This is a genomic window from Hominimerdicola alba (assembly GCF_900109655.1).
GTDB lineage: Bacteria > Bacillota > Clostridia > Oscillospirales > Ruminococcaceae > Hominimerdicola > Hominimerdicola alba_B.
In genome coordinates, this window is the sequence record NZ_FOAT01000002.1 from 274,934 (window position 1) to 291,382 (window position 16,449).

21 protein-coding genes are annotated in these 16,449 nt (G+C 45.6%); 14 read left to right on the forward strand and 7 right to left on the reverse strand.

All coding sequences use genetic code 11. The annotated features are described in order from the left end of the window. Positions 1-56: 56 nt before the first annotated feature. From BMY75_RS03430 to BMY75_RS18370, 3 genes are read right to left on the reverse strand one after another with little or no spacing between them, the layout of a single operon-like run. A complete protein-coding gene (locus tag BMY75_RS03430) occupies positions 57-641 on the reverse strand; it encodes a helix-turn-helix domain-containing protein (RefSeq protein WP_074829720.1) in 585 nt (194 codons plus the stop codon). Further along, a complete protein-coding gene (locus tag BMY75_RS18365) occupies positions 620-778 on the reverse strand; it encodes a hypothetical protein (protein WP_242940153.1) in 159 nt (52 codons plus the stop codon). Before BMY75_RS18365 ends, BMY75_RS03430 begins: the two co-directional genes overlap by 22 nt. Then, entirely contained in the window at positions 759-860 is a 102-nt protein-coding gene (locus BMY75_RS18370; RefSeq protein ID WP_242940154.1) for a DUF6019 family protein, read from the reverse strand. Before BMY75_RS18370 ends, BMY75_RS18365 begins: the two co-directional genes overlap by 20 nt. A 295-nt stretch (positions 861-1,155) precedes the next feature. Between BMY75_RS18370 and dtd the strand changes: the two genes are divergently transcribed. The 7 genes from dtd to thrB all read left to right on the forward strand — a co-directional run bounded on the left by dtd (position 1,156) and on the right by thrB (position 5,710). Then, positions 1,156-1,620 carry a D-aminoacyl-tRNA deacylase gene (dtd, locus tag BMY75_RS03440; protein WP_074829724.1) on the forward strand — a complete coding sequence of 155 codons (465 nt, stop codon included), beginning with the start codon at positions 1,156-1,158 and terminating at the stop codon, positions 1,618-1,620. 15 nt (positions 1,621-1,635) lie between these two features. After that, the gene (locus BMY75_RS03445; RefSeq protein ID WP_074829727.1) at positions 1,636-2,109 is read left to right on the forward strand and encodes a hypothetical protein; all 474 of its coding nucleotides are present in this window, start codon (positions 1,636-1,638) and stop codon (positions 2,107-2,109) included. 21 nt (positions 2,110-2,130) lie between these two features. Then, entirely contained in the window at positions 2,131-2,604 is a 474-nt protein-coding gene (locus BMY75_RS03450) for a GNAT family N-acetyltransferase (RefSeq protein ID WP_074829730.1), read from the forward strand. Beyond that, positions 2,592-3,392: a CPBP family intramembrane glutamic endopeptidase gene (locus BMY75_RS03455; RefSeq protein WP_074829733.1), complete on the forward strand. Its 801-nt coding sequence runs from the start codon at positions 2,592-2,594 to the stop codon at positions 3,390-3,392. The genes BMY75_RS03450 and BMY75_RS03455 overlap by 13 nt, the downstream gene beginning before the upstream one ends. Then, positions 3,364-4,053: a histidine phosphatase family protein gene (locus BMY75_RS03460; protein WP_074829736.1), complete on the forward strand. Its 690-nt coding sequence runs from the start codon at positions 3,364-3,366 to the stop codon at positions 4,051-4,053. Before BMY75_RS03455 ends, BMY75_RS03460 begins: the two co-directional genes overlap by 29 nt. Before the next feature lie 117 nt (positions 4,054-4,170). Beyond that, positions 4,171-4,791 carry a TIGR04100 family radical SAM protein gene (locus BMY75_RS03465; RefSeq protein WP_074829739.1) on the forward strand — a complete coding sequence of 207 codons (621 nt, stop codon included), beginning with the start codon at positions 4,171-4,173 and terminating at the stop codon, positions 4,789-4,791. Between the two features lie 25 nt (positions 4,792-4,816). Beyond that, entirely contained in the window at positions 4,817-5,710 is an 894-nt protein-coding gene (thrB, locus tag BMY75_RS03470; RefSeq protein WP_074829741.1) for a homoserine kinase, read from the forward strand. A gap of 411 nt (positions 5,711-6,121) precedes the next feature. Here the strand turns inward: thrB and BMY75_RS03475 are convergent, their stop codons facing one another. The 4 genes from BMY75_RS03475 to pta all read right to left on the reverse strand — a co-directional run bounded on the left by BMY75_RS03475 (position 6,122) and on the right by pta (position 9,327). Then, positions 6,122-6,655 (reverse strand): nucleoside/nucleotide kinase family protein, encoded by a 534-nt coding sequence (locus tag BMY75_RS03475; protein WP_074829744.1) that lies wholly within the window; start codon positions 6,653-6,655, stop codon positions 6,122-6,124. A 135-nt stretch (positions 6,656-6,790) separates the two neighbouring features. After that, positions 6,791-7,696, reverse strand: coding sequence for a phosphotransferase family protein (locus BMY75_RS03480; RefSeq protein WP_170844239.1), 906 nt, complete (start codon positions 7,694-7,696; stop codon positions 6,791-6,793). Between the two features lie 61 nt (positions 7,697-7,757). Continuing rightward, positions 7,758-8,123 carry an ACT domain-containing protein gene (locus BMY75_RS03485; protein WP_013483422.1) on the reverse strand — a complete coding sequence of 122 codons (366 nt, stop codon included), beginning with the start codon at positions 8,121-8,123 and terminating at the stop codon, positions 7,758-7,760. 187 nt (positions 8,124-8,310) lie between these two features. After that, entirely contained in the window at positions 8,311-9,327 is a 1,017-nt protein-coding gene (gene pta, locus BMY75_RS03490) for a phosphate acetyltransferase (RefSeq protein WP_074829748.1), read from the reverse strand. 298 nt (positions 9,328-9,625) lie between these two features. On the opposite strand from pta, the gene BMY75_RS03495 reads away from it, so the two are divergent. From BMY75_RS03495 to BMY75_RS03525, 7 genes are all read left to right on the forward strand, one after another. Continuing rightward, positions 9,626-10,084, forward strand: coding sequence for a dockerin type I repeat-containing protein (locus tag BMY75_RS03495; protein WP_074829751.1), 459 nt, complete (start codon positions 9,626-9,628; stop codon positions 10,082-10,084). A gap of 268 nt (positions 10,085-10,352) precedes the next feature. Further along, complete coding sequence (locus BMY75_RS03500; protein ID WP_074829753.1) at positions 10,353-10,826, forward strand: PH domain-containing protein; 474 nt, start codon at positions 10,353-10,355, stop codon at positions 10,824-10,826. Continuing rightward, positions 10,823-12,322 carry a PH domain-containing protein gene (locus BMY75_RS03505; protein WP_074829756.1) on the forward strand — a complete coding sequence of 500 codons (1,500 nt, stop codon included), beginning with the start codon at positions 10,823-10,825 and terminating at the stop codon, positions 12,320-12,322. The genes BMY75_RS03500 and BMY75_RS03505 overlap by 4 nt, the downstream gene beginning before the upstream one ends. 14 nt (positions 12,323-12,336) lie before the next feature. Continuing rightward, positions 12,337-13,152, forward strand: coding sequence for a hypothetical protein (locus tag BMY75_RS18375; RefSeq protein WP_242940155.1), 816 nt, complete (start codon positions 12,337-12,339; stop codon positions 13,150-13,152). Positions 13,153-13,161: 9 nt separating this feature from the next. Beyond that, positions 13,162-13,554, forward strand: a complete 393-nt coding sequence (locus tag BMY75_RS03515; RefSeq protein WP_074829759.1) for a hypothetical protein — start codon at positions 13,162-13,164, stop codon at positions 13,552-13,554. 30 nt (positions 13,555-13,584) lie between these two features. Further along, positions 13,585-16,008 carry a chemotaxis protein CheA gene (locus BMY75_RS03520; protein ID WP_074829762.1) on the forward strand — a complete coding sequence of 808 codons (2,424 nt, stop codon included), beginning with the start codon at positions 13,585-13,587 and terminating at the stop codon, positions 16,006-16,008. Next, complete coding sequence (locus BMY75_RS03525) at positions 16,001-16,435, forward strand: chemotaxis protein CheW (RefSeq protein WP_074829764.1); 435 nt, start codon at positions 16,001-16,003, stop codon at positions 16,433-16,435. The genes BMY75_RS03520 and BMY75_RS03525 overlap by 8 nt, the downstream gene beginning before the upstream one ends. Positions 16,436-16,449: the final 14 nt, after the last annotated feature.

The following is a 16,449-nucleotide window of genomic DNA, read 5'->3' on the forward strand; positions in this document are numbered from 1 at the left end:
CATAGCTAATGCGCCCCTCGCAGGTCTGCGGGGGGCGCATTGTGTATTACGGATAATTATTTCAGCACATCCAATAACAGGTGCATTATCATCATTACGGCGAGTGCCGCCACGCCTGCACCGATGGCAAGCAGAACTTTCTGATAGGGGCGCTTGACCTCCTCACGCATCTGTTCGAGGTCATCAAGGCTCTTACCTTCGAGAAAGGCGGTTATTTCCTTGAAAGTCTGCACATTGTTCTTCTTTTTGAGCTTTTCCACCTTGAAAGCCACTCCGATAGTCACTGCCATGAAGCACAGCCATGCGCCAGCTCCCCACCAACCGAAAAACCTTGACAGCGGATAGGGCAGCAGTAGTGCGATGATGAACATCACAGAATATATATTCGCCCAGAGTTTGTATTCATCGATACTTGCATTGTCTATCTCTTTTTTCATAGTCTCAACATCTCCTTTGACAAGCTCGTCCAGGGTAACGCCAAAGATGTCGGAGAGTATCATCAGGCTGTGGACATCGGGATAGCTTTTTTCATTCTCCCAGTTTGAAACAGTCTGCCTGCTGACATAAGCCCTTGCGGCAAACTCATCTTGATTCCAGCCCCGTTCCTTGCGGAGTCTCTTTATCTGCGCACCCAGTTCCATGTTGTATCCTCCCGAGATGTGATATACACTATGATATCACATCTCATCTTCTTTTTCAAGTCCGAGCAGTTCTCGGATCTCGTTATCCTCAGCGGTATCCCTGCCTGTGATGGCACGTTAAGCCTCAGTAATACCATTTTTTACCGCCCGCTTTATCACAAAGTAAAGCGAGATGAGCACTATCACCGCTGTGCCCGCCGATATCCCCGGTTCATGCATAACCCTTTCACCTCCCGCCCGTTTTTGGTTCCTGCTGATATTTTACCACCCTCTCAGACTAAAATCCACCCAAACATTTTTACAAAAAGGGCGTTCGGGGTAATGTAAAAGGTCTTTTACATCGCGTATCTGCGCGGCTTTGATCGCGTTGCCCCGACACAGGGCATTAAGTGTGGGCAGGGCTTTTTCACACTTGCAATATCAGAAAAAATATGCTAAACTAAAATGTATTGACATTCAGAAAAATGACCGCAGTGCAGATAGCACGCGTTCAAAATATCATTGAGGTGAAAATATGAAGGTAATTATTCAGCGCGTGAATTATGCGCGGGTGGCAGTTGACGGCAAGGTCGTTGGTGAGATAGACAAGGGTTTCCTGATACTGATGGGCGCAGGTCACGGGGACGATGAAAAGGATTGCGAAAAGCTGGCGGATAAGGTCTGCAAACTCAGGATATTTGCAGACGAGAATGACAAGACCAATCTCTCACTGAATGACGTGGGCGGAGATATACTCTGCGTCAGCCAGTTCACGCTGTATGCGGATTGCCACAAGGGAAATCGTCCCTCGTTCGTCAATGCGGGTGCCCCCGACAGGTCGAATGAACTGTACGAGTATTTCTGCAAATGCTGTGACGAACGCATAAATGGCAAGGTGGAAAAAGGCATTTTCGGTGCGGATATGAAAGTCAGCCTTGAAAACGACGGACCTTTCACAGTGATGATAGAGTGCGTTGACGGAGAGATACTCAGACCATAAAGGCGGGATGTATTTATGTTTTCGGTAGACGAAGTTATCTATAATATGCATCATTTTGAAGAGGAGAACTTTGAAAGGTTCGATGAACTCTATGATGATGTGCGTTCGGGAAATTTTACCGCGGAAAAAGATGCGGTAAAAAGATTATGCAGTACTTTTGAAACTGAGTTCACTCAGATACACCCTCAACAGTATCACAAGGCTGTCAGCATGACATTTATGATAGCCGAAAAGATGGGAAAAGAAGAAGGATTCCGTCAGCTGGCGGAAGGATTGTGCAGACTCGGAGAAGATAAGGGTTCCTATGTACATGAGTACATATCCATGCTTTTTTACAGCTACAAAAAAGCAGATCTGGAGATCTTCAGAGAAAACCTGGATCGTCAGGAACAAAATGAGAATGTGTGGAAGCAGATAGAGAAATTGTGCGCACAGGATAATGAAAGACTCAGGGCTGCGAAAGAAGTATTCGGCACAAAAGAGAGATAATAGCCGTGAGAAAGGAGAAACATGAAATATACCATAAGAAAGCCCGAAAAGGACGAATATCCTCTGTTGGAGGATTTTTTGTATGAGGCGATTTTTATCCCCGAGGGGGTAGAACCCCCGCCGAGGGATATCATAAAAAAGCCCGAATTGCAGGTGTATACCGAGGACTTCGGTACGCGTGCGGGAGATAATGCCTTGTTCGCTGAATGTGAGGGCAGGATAGTCGGGGCGGTATGGACGCGGATAATGGAGGATTACGGTCATATTGACAGCGACACACCATCATTTGCGATATCGCTGTACAAAGAGTACCGAGGTCAGGGCATAGGCACGGCGCTTATGACTGAGATGCTGAAAGTCCTGAAAAATGCGGGCTTTGCAAGGGCTTCACTGGCGGTACAGAAAGCAAATTACGCTGTGAAGCTTTACAAAAAGGTCGGGTTTAAGATAGTAGAAGAAAATGATGAGGAGTATATAATGTTATGGGAGTGCTGAAGGATAAACGCCTGTGCGGGATAGTAGCGGGGGTAATGGTGGAGATCGTTTTTGTATCGATATCGCTGATAGTTGCACTGAACTTTCTCAAGGGTACACCGTGGTACATATTCAGCAGTGCATTAAGACTGGTGTTCGGGCTGGTGGTGCTGTATCTGCTGAAAAAGCTTTACGGCAAAGACGCAAAGGAAGTTTTCGGGTTCCATCACCCAAAAGCGGCATTTGCAGCATCGGCGGGATTTCTGCTGTTTTTTGTATATACCGCGGCATCCTTCTGCGTTGGTGCAAAGGCTGTAACGGGGCTTACTGCGGGTCTGCTGATATCGCGGGTGATATTACAGCAGCTGACCACAGGCTTTTTTGAAGAGATACTGAATCGCGAACTGATGTGTGAGGGTTATAGGTATACCAAGGGCGGAACTGCGGTAAAACTCGGGTTTGCGGCATTTTCGGCAGTCATATTCGGTCTGATACACATACTGACTAGCTGGGACATTTCCAGATTCATAGAAACAAGCATAATAGGCTTTGCATTTGCGGTAGTTTATTTGCAGACAGGCAATATATTACTGCCGATGATACTCCATTTTGTTTATGACATCATCATCAATATAGGAAGCTATACTGAATGGAAAGATACGGAGATTTTCTCAGCGATGCTGTCCTTGAGACCTGCGGCATATGCGGTGATGTTCGTGGTTTCGCTGATAGTTCTATTCAGAAAAGAAAAAGTGGAAAACAGATCACAGGGAGGTAAAAATGAGGTTACTTATACTCAGGCATGGTGAGCCCGATTATGCTAAGGACTGCCTAACAGAAACAGGTATCGCGCAGGCGAAGCTGCTGGCGGAAAGGCTTGCGGGTGAGGATATAAAGGACTTTTATGTTTCGCCTATGGGCAGGGCACGGGAGACCTGTGAGGCAACGCTGGAAAAATATCCCGACAAGCAGGCAGAGGTCTGCGAATGGCTTCACGAATTTGACCTGATGTGGGAAAATCCCGATAGCGGCAAAAAAGAAATGGTCTGGGATGTGCCCCCCGATTACTGGACGGAGATACCCGAATTCTACCAAAAAGAGGGCTGGTATGAGCATCCCGCTATGAAAGCGGCAGGTATGGGCGAGCGTATACAGGGTGTAAACGCAGGAGTTGATGCGGTGCTGGCGAAGTACGGGCTTATCCGAAACGGCAGACATTACGAAGTCAAGCGGAAGTGCGATGACACCATAGCTATGTTCTGCCATTTCGGGGCGATGTGCGCAGTTACGGCGCATCTGCTGAATATCTCGCCGATGATAGTATGGCAGGGGTTCAATGCGGATTTCACAGCAGTGACAGAACTTTGCACCGATGACAGATACGGCGATAAGGCAAATTTCAGGATATGCACGTTCAATGACACACATCATCTGAAAGAGTATGAGAGAACTCAGCTGAAAGCAAAATAATACTTTAAAAGACTGCCGTGTGCGGTCTTTTTTTGTGTAAAATTATGCTTTATCTTTTATGCTGGGTATGTTATAATATGTATGAGTTGAGCATTAATATAAACGGAGGAATGGAAAATGAAAAAAACAGCTATGACCATATCCTATGAGCTATGGGGTAAGCTTTATCTGAATATCACAAACAAATGTCCTTGCGCTTGTACATTCTGCCTGAGACAGAATGATGACGGCGCTTACGGCTCCGACCCGCTGTGGCTGGAACATCAGCCAAGTTTTGATGAGGTCATTGAAAACCTTAAAACACGTGACCTTTCTTCTTACAAGGAGATAATTTTCTGCGGTTACGGCGAGCCTACCAGTGAACTGGATATCCTGCTGAAAACCGCTGAGTATATTCGCTCGGTATGCGATACGCCCATCAGGCTCAATACAAACGGTCTGGCGAACCTGATACACGGAAGAAAGACCGAGCAGGATTTCAATGGACTTATTGATACTGTTTCAATCAGCCTTAACGCTTCGGACAGCGAGGCTTATATGGCGATAACCCGCCCGAAGTGGACTGACAAGGACTGCTTTGCGGAAATGCTCTCATTCGCTGAGACCATGAAAAAGTATGTGCCCAATGTTATACTCACTGTGGTCGATGTTATCGGCGAAGAGGAGATAGCTAAATCCCAGGCGGTTGCTGACAGCATAGGCGTGACGCTGAGAGTTCGTCCGCTGGAAACAAAATGATGCCCTTTGGAAATGAGGAAGTAAAATGATAAACATTAAGATACCCGCCACCTCGGCTAACCTTGGTGCGGGCTTTGATGCGCTGGGACTTGCGCTGAATTACTACAACTATGTTGAGATGGAGGAGAGCGATGTTATCGATATCGCTTCATCTGATGATATCGCAGTTCCCTGTGATGAGAGAAATCTGATATATCTTTCCGCTAAGGACTTGTATGCCGTATGCGGTAAGAAGCTGGAGGGTCTGAAACTTCGTCAGACCAACAATATCCCCATGGCGAGAGGACTGGGTTCGTCTTCTGCCTGCATAATCGCGGGACTTGTGGGTGCTAACAAGATGCTTGGCGACCCGCTGACAAAGGACGACCTTGTTGACCTTGCGGCGCAGATAGAGGGTCATCCCGACAACACTGCACCTGCATTGCTGGGCGGTATAGTTACGGCGGTGTTCGATGGCAGGAAAGTCCACTGGGTAAAGCAGGAGGTATACACAAAGCTGAAATTTGTGGCTATGATACCTGATTTTGAACTGAAGACCGAGGAAGCCCGTGCTTGTCTGCCCAAGGAGGTATCTCACAAGGACGCTGTGTACAATCTTTCGAGAGCGGCGCTGTTTTCGGCTTCTTTGCTGACAGGCAAGTTTGAGAATCTGCGGACGGCGGTTCATGACAAGCTTCATCAGCCTTACAGAATGGAGCTTATCCCCGGTTGCAGGGAAGTATTTGATATCGCCTACACTCACGGTGCGTATGCGAGCTACATAAGCGGCGCGGGTCCTACCGTGATGTCGATAGTTGATGTTGAAAACCAGTACTTTGCGGGCAAGATGAAGTTCTCGCTGGACAATGCGGGACTTGGCGGCTGGCAGGTAAAGGAGCTTGCCATCGATAACGACGGCACTGTTCTGATAGATTCATGATACGAAAATATGCGGTCGCATCCCATCGTATGCGACCGCATTATCATTATATGTTTATTCCGCTGACACGCCTGACTTAACAGCGAACGACGGAATATAATGAGAGTACGGCAGTTATCTTTTCCCCCGCCTGCGGCGGGGGAAAAGATAACGTCAACATAATATGTCCCTGTCGATACAGCATTTTAAATGGTGTGGTAAAGGGATAGTCAGATTGATTTATACTGCAAAGTATACGATCGTATGATCTCGTATACGTTCGTATATTTTCGTATCGCTTCGTAAAAGCACGATGACCTCATGATACCTATGACTGCATCATTATTCCAAAACAGCCATAAAGAAGTTTAGCCCCGAAGCATTTCAAAGTGCTTCGGGGCATTGTATTTGCCTGCTAAGATATATCAGGATCTAGCATTTTAAAATGATCTCAATTGCTTCATTGATAATTGTTTCAAGTTCTTTTGCACCATCGATCACATAGTCAGAGTCCGGCAAAATTTCTGTCAGCATATCAATATAACAAGGTCTTGCAAATTTCAGATAGGTATTCATTTCATTGCGAATATCATCCGCAGAAGCATCTTTCATATCTCTGAGCACTCTTCGTGCCATTGCGATATCTAACGGCGTATCAATAAATATACAGCAGTCGAGATAGTCTTTCATCATTTTATTCTGATATGCAAATGGATAATCCAGCAGCAGATAATCGTATTCTTCGCTGTTGATGATCTTTTCAACATCTGCTTTTAATGGTGATAAGTCCCATACATTATAAAATTCTTCGCCTTTCGATACCCATTGGGTAAGATCATCGGGTTCTCCGTCGAATGTATAATCATCAAAGTGAAGCGATGCTGTTCTTGGAAGTCTGGCTTTTAATGCGTTTACAACAGTTGTTTTTCCGCCTGCTGTGACGGCTCCGATCGCTATTATTTTCATGTTTGCTCTCCTAAATCAGAATTTGCCCTCGGGCGGGCGGCTCGTATCCGCCTATTATTGGTAAGCGGAGCATTAAAGTTTTGTGTGACGGCGGGTCTGTAAGTAGTGAAATAAATCAGAATTTATCACTATATTTCAATGACTGTGTTCCTCAAATTCTTTCCATAGCAAGTCATAGATACTGTTAAGTCTGTCAATAATTTGTTCGTTTACCTCTATATACTTATCCGTAAAATGCATTCCGCGCTCGCCCATAAAATCAACACAGTACATAAGTGAATAAAACAAAAATGCTTTTTTCTGAATACTGCTCAGATTCATTTCTTTCAGAATGTATTTTACATAATCTGTATCATATCCCATGTTCAGGAGAGCAATGTTTGTTAGTGCAACATAAGTAAGGCTATCTCCGATGCCTATCCAATCTATATCAACTATCCCGGATATATGCCCGTCATGTATCAATAGATTTTTAGTGCTTACATCATCTAAATATGCTATTGGCTCTATTCTGTCAAAATACTTATCTAAAGCTATTGCTGATTTGCGAAGTCTATCTACTTTTTCAATATCAAAATATTCGTTTGCCGCAATACGCTCTTCAGCTCGGTCAAGCATATAATTAATTTCGGAGTGCCATGTCCATTCGGAAGGAATATCTTCTAATTCCAATGCTGCGACACGCTCCTGAATGCACACAATTTCACTTGCAATAGTCCTCTTATCCTCATCACTAAGAAGTGAATATACAAGTCCGATATCCTTTCCTTCAAAATATGTAAGGATAATATATTCGGTATCTTCAAATACGCCTTTGGCAACGATTTTAGGGATAGGTATTTCTATAAATGCCAATTTCTCCAACCAATATACTGTATCATTGTAAGCGTTCTTTTCGGGACTGCACCGAATGACATACGTTGTATCAGTTAATTGAACAATAAAGACATAGTTGCCTTGTCCTACCGAACATCGTTCAATTGATTGTGGAATTTCAGAAAAACACTTTTTGCATAATTTGGATATAATGTTATCGTCCAATCTAAGCACCTGCCTATAAACTCCGATTTATATTTTCATGTCTGTTCTCCTAAATCAGAATTTAAACTATTCTATATCCTTCAGAAGCTAAGACTTCTAAAGCTCTATTATAGTTTTCTTTCTTCACAAGAATATAATCTGTATTGAATGTTGATACTGCAAAGATACCTATTTTATGTTCAGCGAGGATGCCTGACAGCTTTGATAAGATACCTATCAACGAAAAATCAAGTATTCCCTGAATACGAAAGCCTTTCCAACCGTCATCCCGTTCAATGGTTTCTGCCGGAACATCTTCTGTTTTGCAAACCAAGGATAATTCTTCATCCGTTTTTCCAATAAAATAAAAATTTGCGGTCATATCTATATCTGATATATCCTTTACTTTGCAAACAGTCAGATCATACTCAATTCTTTTCAGTTCCATTTGTCCGTTCCCCCTCCTAAATTCCGATTTATGTTAGTAACAATTATATCACAGCATCTCAGCACTGTCAATAAAAACGCCATAGTACTTCTGACCTGACATCGGAAATACTATGGCGAAAAACATCTAAATCAGCGCTGCCCTTTATGGCTGGGACTGTTTTTGGGGTAATTATACTGCTTTACTATCAAGCCATGCCTGCGGTGATGATAGCCATCTTGTAAACTTCATCAGCGTTGCAGCCTCTGGAGAGGTCGTTGATAGGAGCGTTCAGACCCTGGAGGATAGGACCGTAAGCCTCATAGCCGCCAAGTCTCTGAGCGATCTTGTAGCCGATGTTGCCTGCCTCGATGAGGGGGAAGATGAATGTGTTAGCCTGACCTGCGACCTTGCTGTCGGGGCACTTTGTCTTAGCAACTTCTGCGGATACAGCAGCGTCGAACTGGAACTCGCCGTCGATAACCAGCTCGGGATCGATGTTCTTAGCCTCGATAACTGCATCGTGGCTCAGCTGAACAGTGCCGCCCTTGCCTGAACCGTAGGTGGAGAAGCTCAGTACAGCTACCTTGGGGTCAATGCCGAAGTATGCAGCTGTTCTTGCAGTCTCAACTGCGACCTCACCCAGCTGTCTTGCAGCGGAGAGAACTACGTTGCCTTCCTTGTCAAGTCTGTCGGTATAGCCCAGGTTGATAGCGCAGTCGCCCATAGCTATCTTCTCTTCCTTGCCGTCCTTTTCTCTGAAAAGGATGAAGGAGGAGCTTACCAGATTGCTGCCCTTCTTGGTCTTGATGATCTGGAGAGCAGGTCTTACTGTATCAGCGGTAGAATAGGTAGCGCCGCCCAGCAGAGCGTCAGCCTTGCCAGCCTTTACCAGCATTGTGCCGAAGTAGTTGGACTTCTTCAGTGCAGCTCTAACTTCTTCCTCGGTCATTTTGCCCTTTCTCAGCTCTACCATCTGTGCAACGAGAGCGTCCATCTCGGGATAAGTCTCGGGGTCGAGTATCTCAGCCGCGTCGATATTGAAGCCGCCAGCCTTTGCAGCGGACTTTACATCGTCAACATTGCCGCAGAGGATAACGCCCATCAGACCCTCTTTCAGAAGTCTGTCAGCAGCGTTGAGTATACGGGCATCGCTGCCCTCGGTGAATACGATAGTTTTCTTTTCAGCCTTGAGATTAGCTATCAGCTTATCAAACATTCCCATAATTTTAAACCTCCATGAGAAAATCAAAATTTACTTTATGATTATAACACACTTTCCGTAATATTTCAACCCCTTTGGTAATTCATAATTCATAATTAACAATTCATAATTTTTGGCAGTTGCGCGGGTGTTGTGTTAAATAAATTGTGGCTTGTCTACAATAAAATGGTTAATATATTGACAAATCTCACAATTAGATGTATAATAAAAATACAATGATATGAAGCTCAAATATATAATAATGAGTGATACCATGTATATCATTGAAATATTTTTTGAAAGAAAGTAGGAAAGACAAATGAAAACAATGAAAAAAAGAATCATCTCACTCGCGATGGCAGCGGTTTCTGCTGTTACTATGATATCTAGCGGAATTACTGCAAGTGCTGATTATTGGGATAAAAAGCCCATCTTATTCAAAAAGGATGGACTCAATATAACATGGAACGAAAAATCAAGTCATTATGAAATAAAACATTTGCGTGGTGATTTAAATAGAAATGGTACTTTGGACGATGAGGACTTTAGACGTTTGACCGCTTATGTCAAGGGCGCTCCAGCCGAGTACTATCACGGAAACATGCCGATTCTGGTGCTTGGAAATGGCGGTGCTACGTTTTATGAAAAAGATTTTATCTCACACTTTGGTGATATAAACTTTGATGGAAAAGTTAATGTTACAGATATTGTTATTCTTGCAGCACACTTAAAAGGAAAGAGAACTCTCGATAAGACTTTAACTTGGGGTGTTCACTAATTATCCGTAGGGCTCTCCTGAGATTTGAAAAGCCATGCTTTAATGCATGGCTTTTTTGTTGTTTAATAAACATCAAAGAGGAAGCGAAAAACTAACGCATATGTATTTGTGTCGAAAATAGCGAAATAAAAATTATAAATTGTGAATTATTTTTGCTTTTGTACTTGTAAAGCAGGTTGAAATGTGTTATACTTAATATGTATAACTGTCGGCACAGGCGGGAAAAACCATAAAAGTATACATTTACCATAACTTAGGAGCAGAGGATATGAAGATCTACAAGCTTTCAAAAAGACCGCTGGCGCTTATATATGCGCTGCTGGGTGCTATACTTTTTTTCATCAGGTTCGCGCTGAACTTGGTGCTTGACCTTATGGAGAAGTACGCCCATATACACAGCAGTTTTGCGGATTACTATGTATTGCTGCCTTTGTGGGTCATTGCGGCGCTTTTCGCTGTGCTTGTGCTGCCATTTTATTTCCATAAGGCGGGCTACACTGTATCGGATAAGGAGATTACCGCCCAAAGCGGGCTTTTTATCACTTCAAAGCAGTTCATGCTGACCTCGGCGGTGAAATCTGTTACCTGCATACTGCTCCCTCTGGGCAGGCTGACGGGTATGAATTTCATAATACTCAACGCTCTGGGTTCACGGCTGGTGATACCTTTTTTAAACAGGCGGGATGCTGAGGAGATAATGAATCTGGTAAACAATTCCATCAGGAGCAGGATAGAGGAATGAAAGACGAATACAAGGGCATACGCGGGTTTTTCAGGCGGCGGCAGCACCCTGTAAAGATCATAATGTATATCGCAAAGTATCTCTGGCTTCTGCTGATACCTCTTGCAAAATACCTTATCGCGACACAGTTCGATTTTCAAAGCTGGGTAAAGACCAACTGGGTGGATATACTTACCCTTTCGGTGATATTCGGATACGGCATACTGCGTTGGGTGTTCATATACTTCGAGATAGAAGAAGACAGCATAATCGCTCACACGGGTTATTTCGGCATTGAAAAGACACAGGTGTATTTCAGCGAGATGTCTTCAATGTCACTGTGTCAGGGGTATATATTCAGGTTTTTGGGAGCGTGTACGGTATATATCGATACGGATGCAAAAAGCATACAGAACACGGATATACGGCTTGATATCAGCCAGAAACAGGCATTCAGGATATACGAGCTTGCCACGCAGCGATGCCGCAACAAGCCGAAGTACATTTTCAACACTCAGAAGAGAAGTCTGTTGATATTTTCGCTGCTTTTTTCTTCCACACTTTCGGGTATGCTGCTTACTCTGACCTTTATATATCAGGCGTACAGGATAGTCGGGCGTGAGATAGAGGAAGAATTTCTGGCAAAGGTGAATACTCAGCTGGAAAAAATGACACTGCATATACCCAAGTATCTGATAGTTGCGGCGCTGGTGGTAGCTGGCAGCTGGTTTGTATCTTTTATATCAAACCTTTTGCGGCACTGGGGATTCAGCTGTACGCGGTGTGCGGATATGCTGCTGATAAGCAGCGGCAAGGGTACAAAGCGGCGGCATATCATAATGCGCGAGAGGATAAATTATATCGATTATCAGCAGTCCATGTTCATGAAGCTTTTCGGCATATGTTCGGTGCAGCTGCACTGCACGGGCTACGGCAAGCGCAGACTGGAACTTTCGGCGCTGGTGCCAATAACTACCACTATATCGGCGGAGACTTCCGTAAGACTGCTTATGCCGAATATGCCCTCTGTGGGATACGATGTGCGCACAGGCTGGGGAGATATCAGGAGATTTGTGACTTTGCCGCTTTTGATATGTCTTCTGCCGGGAGCGTTATATGAATTCCTTTGCAGGCTGATACCGCGCTTTGAGATGGTGATAAAAACTATCCCTGACTGGAAGAGCGCTCTGACAAATCTGGCGGTGATATCCGTTGTGCCGCTGGTGTGGCTGGTGATAGTAAAGGTCAATGCGGCATTCCACACGGCGGTGGGCTTTGAGGGCGGACACTGTATGCTTTCTTATTGCAGATTCTACCGCTTTCACAGGGCTTCTGTCAGGATAGACAGGATAAGCAAGATAATGATTAGGAGAAACCCTTTTCAGCGGATGAACGGGACTTGTCACCTTTATGTGTACACTTCGGCAGAGGGTTCAAGCTGCCATGTGGTAAAGGGACTGAATTACGAGAAGCTGACCTGTGCCATGCAGAAAGCGGGTCTGCTGGAAAATATATGATATGAGGATAAGATATGGCGGAGGCTAAACTCATTATAACAAAGATAACCGATTATGGCACATACCCCATGTGGGCGGAAGCAGAACTCACCGACCGCTTTGGGAATATACACGTTTTTAAAGATAAACTGCCTATATTCGCTTATGATGATACGGACGATACCTGCCCTCGGGAGGGCGTGGTGAGGTGCTTTATCAAGGAAGAACATGACAGCTATTATGTTATCGATACAAGATACCCCGATGATGTTGAGAGCGAAGACGGAGAAACATGGTTCGAGGTTAAAAAGGAAGATGTCACTCCACAGCTTGAAAAAAGCAAAGGCATGACCCTCATAAGAGATGAATCTTTTGAAAAGGTCTATAAGGGCTATGATGAAAGTGTTATAGAGTATTTTATCATGAAGAGCCATGAGCATTATGAGGGCGAAAGGTCTCACAGAAATGCGGCGCTGTTCGCTATGGAGATGTTTAACAGTTTAAGCGTGGCAGACGATGGATATGCGCTGAGCTATGCTACGGATATGATGAAGTGTGAAGCTGTCAGTACGGAAGAATTCTTCGGCGGCCCTGATTTCCTACAGAAGTGCAGATACTACCGCGCTTTTATCGACCCGCCCTATGGTTCTCACTATAATGTCGATGATTTCAGGCGCATAAACTCCATGCTGTTCCCGAAAGGGGTACAGGACACCGAGATATACAGCTGGAGCCATGACTGGTCGGAATATTTTGACGACGGGAATGAATGGTGGGGCTCTATGTATTATACCATATATGACAGAACGATTGGCAGATTTGTAGTTATAGCCGCATCTGCCACGGACTAGGAGGGGACTATGGAAGAATATCCTGTTAAGCTGAAAAAACTTGCAGACGGTACTTTTTCTGATATCGTTGTAAAAGAGGACGATAACGGCGAAACGATAAAGTTTTCTGCACAGATGGACGGCAAGATATTCGTCGGTGAGGATGAGGACTATCTTACAGCTTTCAGAAAGCTGAGGGACGTTCTTCTCTCGGCGGGGTACGGTATGTGCTGTGCAGGTGCGCTGGTGAACGCTTTGCAGTCAGGCATGATGGCGGGAAGCGACAGGGTGTATCTTGTGAAGCTAGGTGAAAAGCCATCGATGAAAAACGCAGTGGGGATATTCGACCCTGCGGGAGCGGATATATTCCCCGACAGCAGAGCGCAGGAGATATACGCAGAGAGATTCTTTGATTCGATATAAAAACATCTGAAAAACGGGTGGTGATAGTATATGCCAAAATTTGATGAGAGCATGGAAAGCATGGTCGATACCTTTTTGTTTGAAACGGGCGAACTGCTTGAAAACCTTGACGAGATACTCATGCGTGCCGAACAGGCGGAAGAGATATCCATGATAGAAGAGAGCGACATCGCTGAGATATTCCGTACCATGCATACGATAAAGGGTTCGGCGGCGATGATGGGCTTACAGAATATGTCTACCCTTGCCCATGCGATGGAGGATATGTTTTTCATAATACGCGAGAAGACCTATGTACGCACGGACAAGGCGGCGCTGTTCGACCTGCTTTACAAAAGCAGTGATGCCCTGAAAGCCGAGCTAGAAAATCTTACCGATGAGGATATACCGCTTACCGATTTTTCCGAGATGATCGGGAAGATACACGAGTTGGCAGCGTTTTTCAAGGGCGAGGGCGGAGTCGTTGATGAACAGAGCGCTGACGTTCCTGCCGATATCTTTGATGAGAACGAGCCTGCGGATATGCTGACATACAAGCTCATCTATGACGATGCCTGCCAGATGCCGTCTGCAAGGGCGATAGTGCTGATACGCAAGCTGGGGGCTTTTGCAGAGGTTTGCAGGACTATTCCTGCGGATATGGACGATGATAATGCAGATGGTCAGATAAAGAGCGCGGGGCTTTACATAAAGCTTGTTACCGATGACCGCAATGCTGTTGAAAAGGTACTTTCTTCGGCGCTGAATGTTGAAAACTTTGAGCTGTTTACCAAAGACAAACTGAGATCTGCATCGGGCGGAAAGGGAAGTGCTGTCAAGCCTGCGGTGCATATCCCCGAGGGAATATTTCTGCCAGATGACGGTGAAGAACTTCTGACATACAGGGTAACATACAGCGAAAGCTGTGCTATGCCATCGGCAAGGGCGATAGTACTGCTGAGAAAGCTGGGGGCGGTATCCGAGGTATGCCGCACTGTTCCGCCTGACATGGACGGTGATGATGCTGATGATGCCATCAAGAAAAACGGTCTTTACATAAAACTTATCACAGACGATACCTCCGCTGTTGAGAAGATGCTCCAAAGCGGTATCAATGTTGAAAGCGCTGGCAGGGTCGATAAGAACGACTTAGCAAAAGAAGCACCAAAAGCCGAGAGCACATCCACAGCGGAAGTTCCCGCTGAAGATCAGGAAGAGCCAAAAGCGCCTGCCGATCAGTCCCCGAAGCCCGCAGCCAAGGCTCAGAAAAAAGAGCAGAGTATGCTTACTGTCAAGCTGGAAAAGCTTGATAAGCTCCTAGACCTTGTTTCGGAGATAGTTATCGCTGAAAGTGCGGTAACTTCCTCTCCCGACCTCAGGGGACTGGAGACCAAGCTTGACCGCTTCAACAAATCCTCACGTGAGCTGAAAAAGCTTACGGACGAATTACAGGACGTTGTAATGTCTCTGAGAATGGTGCCAGTATCGACGGCTTTCCAGAAGATGAACAGGGTAGTCCGCGATATGAACAACACGCTGAAAAAGAATGCCAATCTGGTTTTCAGGGGCGAGGATACCGAGGTTGATAAATCCATAATCGATATGCTTGGCGACCCGCTGATGCACATCGTCAGGAACGCTGTTGACCATGGTATAGAAACTCCCGAGGTACGCGCGGCTTCCGGCAAGAAAAATCCGCCTACTGTTACCCTGAGTGCGGGGTATGAATCCAATGAAGTTGTGATATCCTGCAAGGATAACGGCGCGGGCATGGACGCCACTAAGATAATGGCAAAGGCGAAGAAGAATGGTTTGCTGACAAAGCCAGAGAGCGAGTACACCGAAAGGGAGATATTCAATTTTGTTGTTGCCGCAGGTTTTTCTACCAACGAAACAGTTACCCAGTACAGCGGCCGCGGCGTGGGCATGGACGTTGTAAAGCAGAATATCGAAAAGGTGGGCGGAAAGCTGACAGTCAACTCAAAACTGGGCAAGGGCAGTACCTTTACCATAAGGATACCCCTGTCCCTTTCTATCGTCGATGTGCTGAGTGTTGAGATAGGCAGCAGCAGTATATCCATACCTGCATTGTCGGTAAGAGAAGCATTCTCCTGCAAGTCGGAAAGTGTTATCACCGACCCTGACGGCAATGAGTTCGTATATCTCAGGGACAAGTGTCTGCCGCTGGTAAGGCTGGGTGAAAAGCTTCAGCTGGAAACTGACATAACCGACCCCACAAAGGGCATTTGCATATACTGCCGCGAAGGCGCTTTTGAAGCCGTACTGCTGGCGGACAGGATAGTATGCGATCAGCAGGTGGTGGTAAAGCCTTTCTCGCCGCTGCTTGACGGACTTCACCTGAAAGAAGCGGGTCTTGCGGGCTGTTCTATACTTGGTGACGGCAGTATGACCATAATACTCGATATGTTCTCATTGCTGGGCGGTGAAACAGGGGAGGAGGCTGCTAATGGCTGATATTTACGAACTTCTTGATAACGGCGGTCAGCTGCTGACCTTTACCGTAGGTGGAGAGCATTACGGATTTTACATACTCAGCGTTGCGGATATCATCGAGATGCCCGAATTTACCCTGATACCCACAGCTCCGCCCTATGTTCTGGGGCTGATGAATCACCGCGGTAAGGCTGTGCCTGTTATGGATCTCAGGCTTCGCATGGGACTTCCTCAGGGGGAGTACGATGACAGAAGCTGTGTTATCGTTATCGAGGTCAACACCATGCAGTGCGGTCTGGTGGTGGACAGGGTCAGCGATGTTGAAAACGTCACTTCCGATATGATAGCCCGTTCTCCTGTGGATAACGGGTTGGTAAAGGGCTTCGTTATCCGCGAAGACAAGCCGAAGATATCCATACTCGACCCCGAGGCTGTTGCAAGGACATAAAAAAACACGGACGG

Excerpts from the sequence above, each read along its gene's own strand:
- BMY75_RS03520 (WP_074829762.1), top strand. The coding sequence starts at position 13,585 with ATGCCAAAATTTGATGAGAGCATGGAAAGCATGGTCGATACCTTTTTG.
- BMY75_RS03500 (WP_074829753.1), top strand. The coding sequence starts at position 10,353 with ATGAAGATCTACAAGCTTTCAAAAAGACCGCTGGCGCTTATATATGCG.
- BMY75_RS03505 (WP_074829756.1), top strand. The coding sequence starts at position 10,823 with ATGAAAGACGAATACAAGGGCATACGCGGGTTTTTCAGGCGGCGGCAG.
- BMY75_RS18375 (WP_242940155.1), top strand. The coding sequence starts at position 12,337 with ATGGCGGAGGCTAAACTCATTATAACAAAGATAACCGATTATGGCACA.
- BMY75_RS03475 (WP_074829744.1), bottom strand. The coding sequence starts at position 6,655 with ATGAAAATAATAGCGATCGGAGCCGTCACAGCAGGCGGAAAAACAACT.
- BMY75_RS03495 (WP_074829751.1), top strand. The coding sequence starts at position 9,626 with ATGAAAACAATGAAAAAAAGAATCATCTCACTCGCGATGGCAGCGGTT.
- dtd (WP_074829724.1), top strand. The coding sequence starts at position 1,156 with ATGAAGGTAATTATTCAGCGCGTGAATTATGCGCGGGTGGCAGTTGAC.
- pta (WP_074829748.1), bottom strand. The coding sequence starts at position 9,327 with ATGGGAATGTTTGATAAGCTGATAGCTAATCTCAAGGCTGAAAAGAAA.
- BMY75_RS03450 (WP_074829730.1), top strand. The coding sequence starts at position 2,131 with ATGAAATATACCATAAGAAAGCCCGAAAAGGACGAATATCCTCTGTTG.
- BMY75_RS03445 (WP_074829727.1), top strand. The coding sequence starts at position 1,636 with ATGTTTTCGGTAGACGAAGTTATCTATAATATGCATCATTTTGAAGAG.
- BMY75_RS03455 (WP_074829733.1), top strand. The coding sequence starts at position 2,592 with ATGGGAGTGCTGAAGGATAAACGCCTGTGCGGGATAGTAGCGGGGGTA.
- thrB (WP_074829741.1), top strand. The coding sequence starts at position 4,817 with ATGATAAACATTAAGATACCCGCCACCTCGGCTAACCTTGGTGCGGGC.
- BMY75_RS18365 (WP_242940153.1), bottom strand. The coding sequence starts at position 778 with ATGGTATTACTGAGGCTTAACGTGCCATCACAGGCAGGGATACCGCTG.
- BMY75_RS03515 (WP_074829759.1), top strand. The coding sequence starts at position 13,162 with ATGGAAGAATATCCTGTTAAGCTGAAAAAACTTGCAGACGGTACTTTT.
- BMY75_RS03430 (WP_074829720.1), bottom strand. The coding sequence starts at position 641 with ATGGAACTGGGTGCGCAGATAAAGAGACTCCGCAAGGAACGGGGCTGG.
- BMY75_RS18370 (WP_242940154.1), bottom strand. The coding sequence starts at position 860 with ATGCATGAACCGGGGATATCGGCGGGCACAGCGGTGATAGTGCTCATC.
- BMY75_RS03465 (WP_074829739.1), top strand. The coding sequence starts at position 4,171 with ATGAAAAAAACAGCTATGACCATATCCTATGAGCTATGGGGTAAGCTT.
- BMY75_RS03525 (WP_074829764.1), top strand. The coding sequence starts at position 16,001 with ATGGCTGATATTTACGAACTTCTTGATAACGGCGGTCAGCTGCTGACC.
- BMY75_RS03485 (WP_013483422.1), bottom strand. The coding sequence starts at position 8,123 with ATGGAACTGAAAAGAATTGAGTATGATCTGACTGTTTGCAAAGTAAAG.
- BMY75_RS03460 (WP_074829736.1), top strand. The coding sequence starts at position 3,364 with ATGAGGTTACTTATACTCAGGCATGGTGAGCCCGATTATGCTAAGGAC.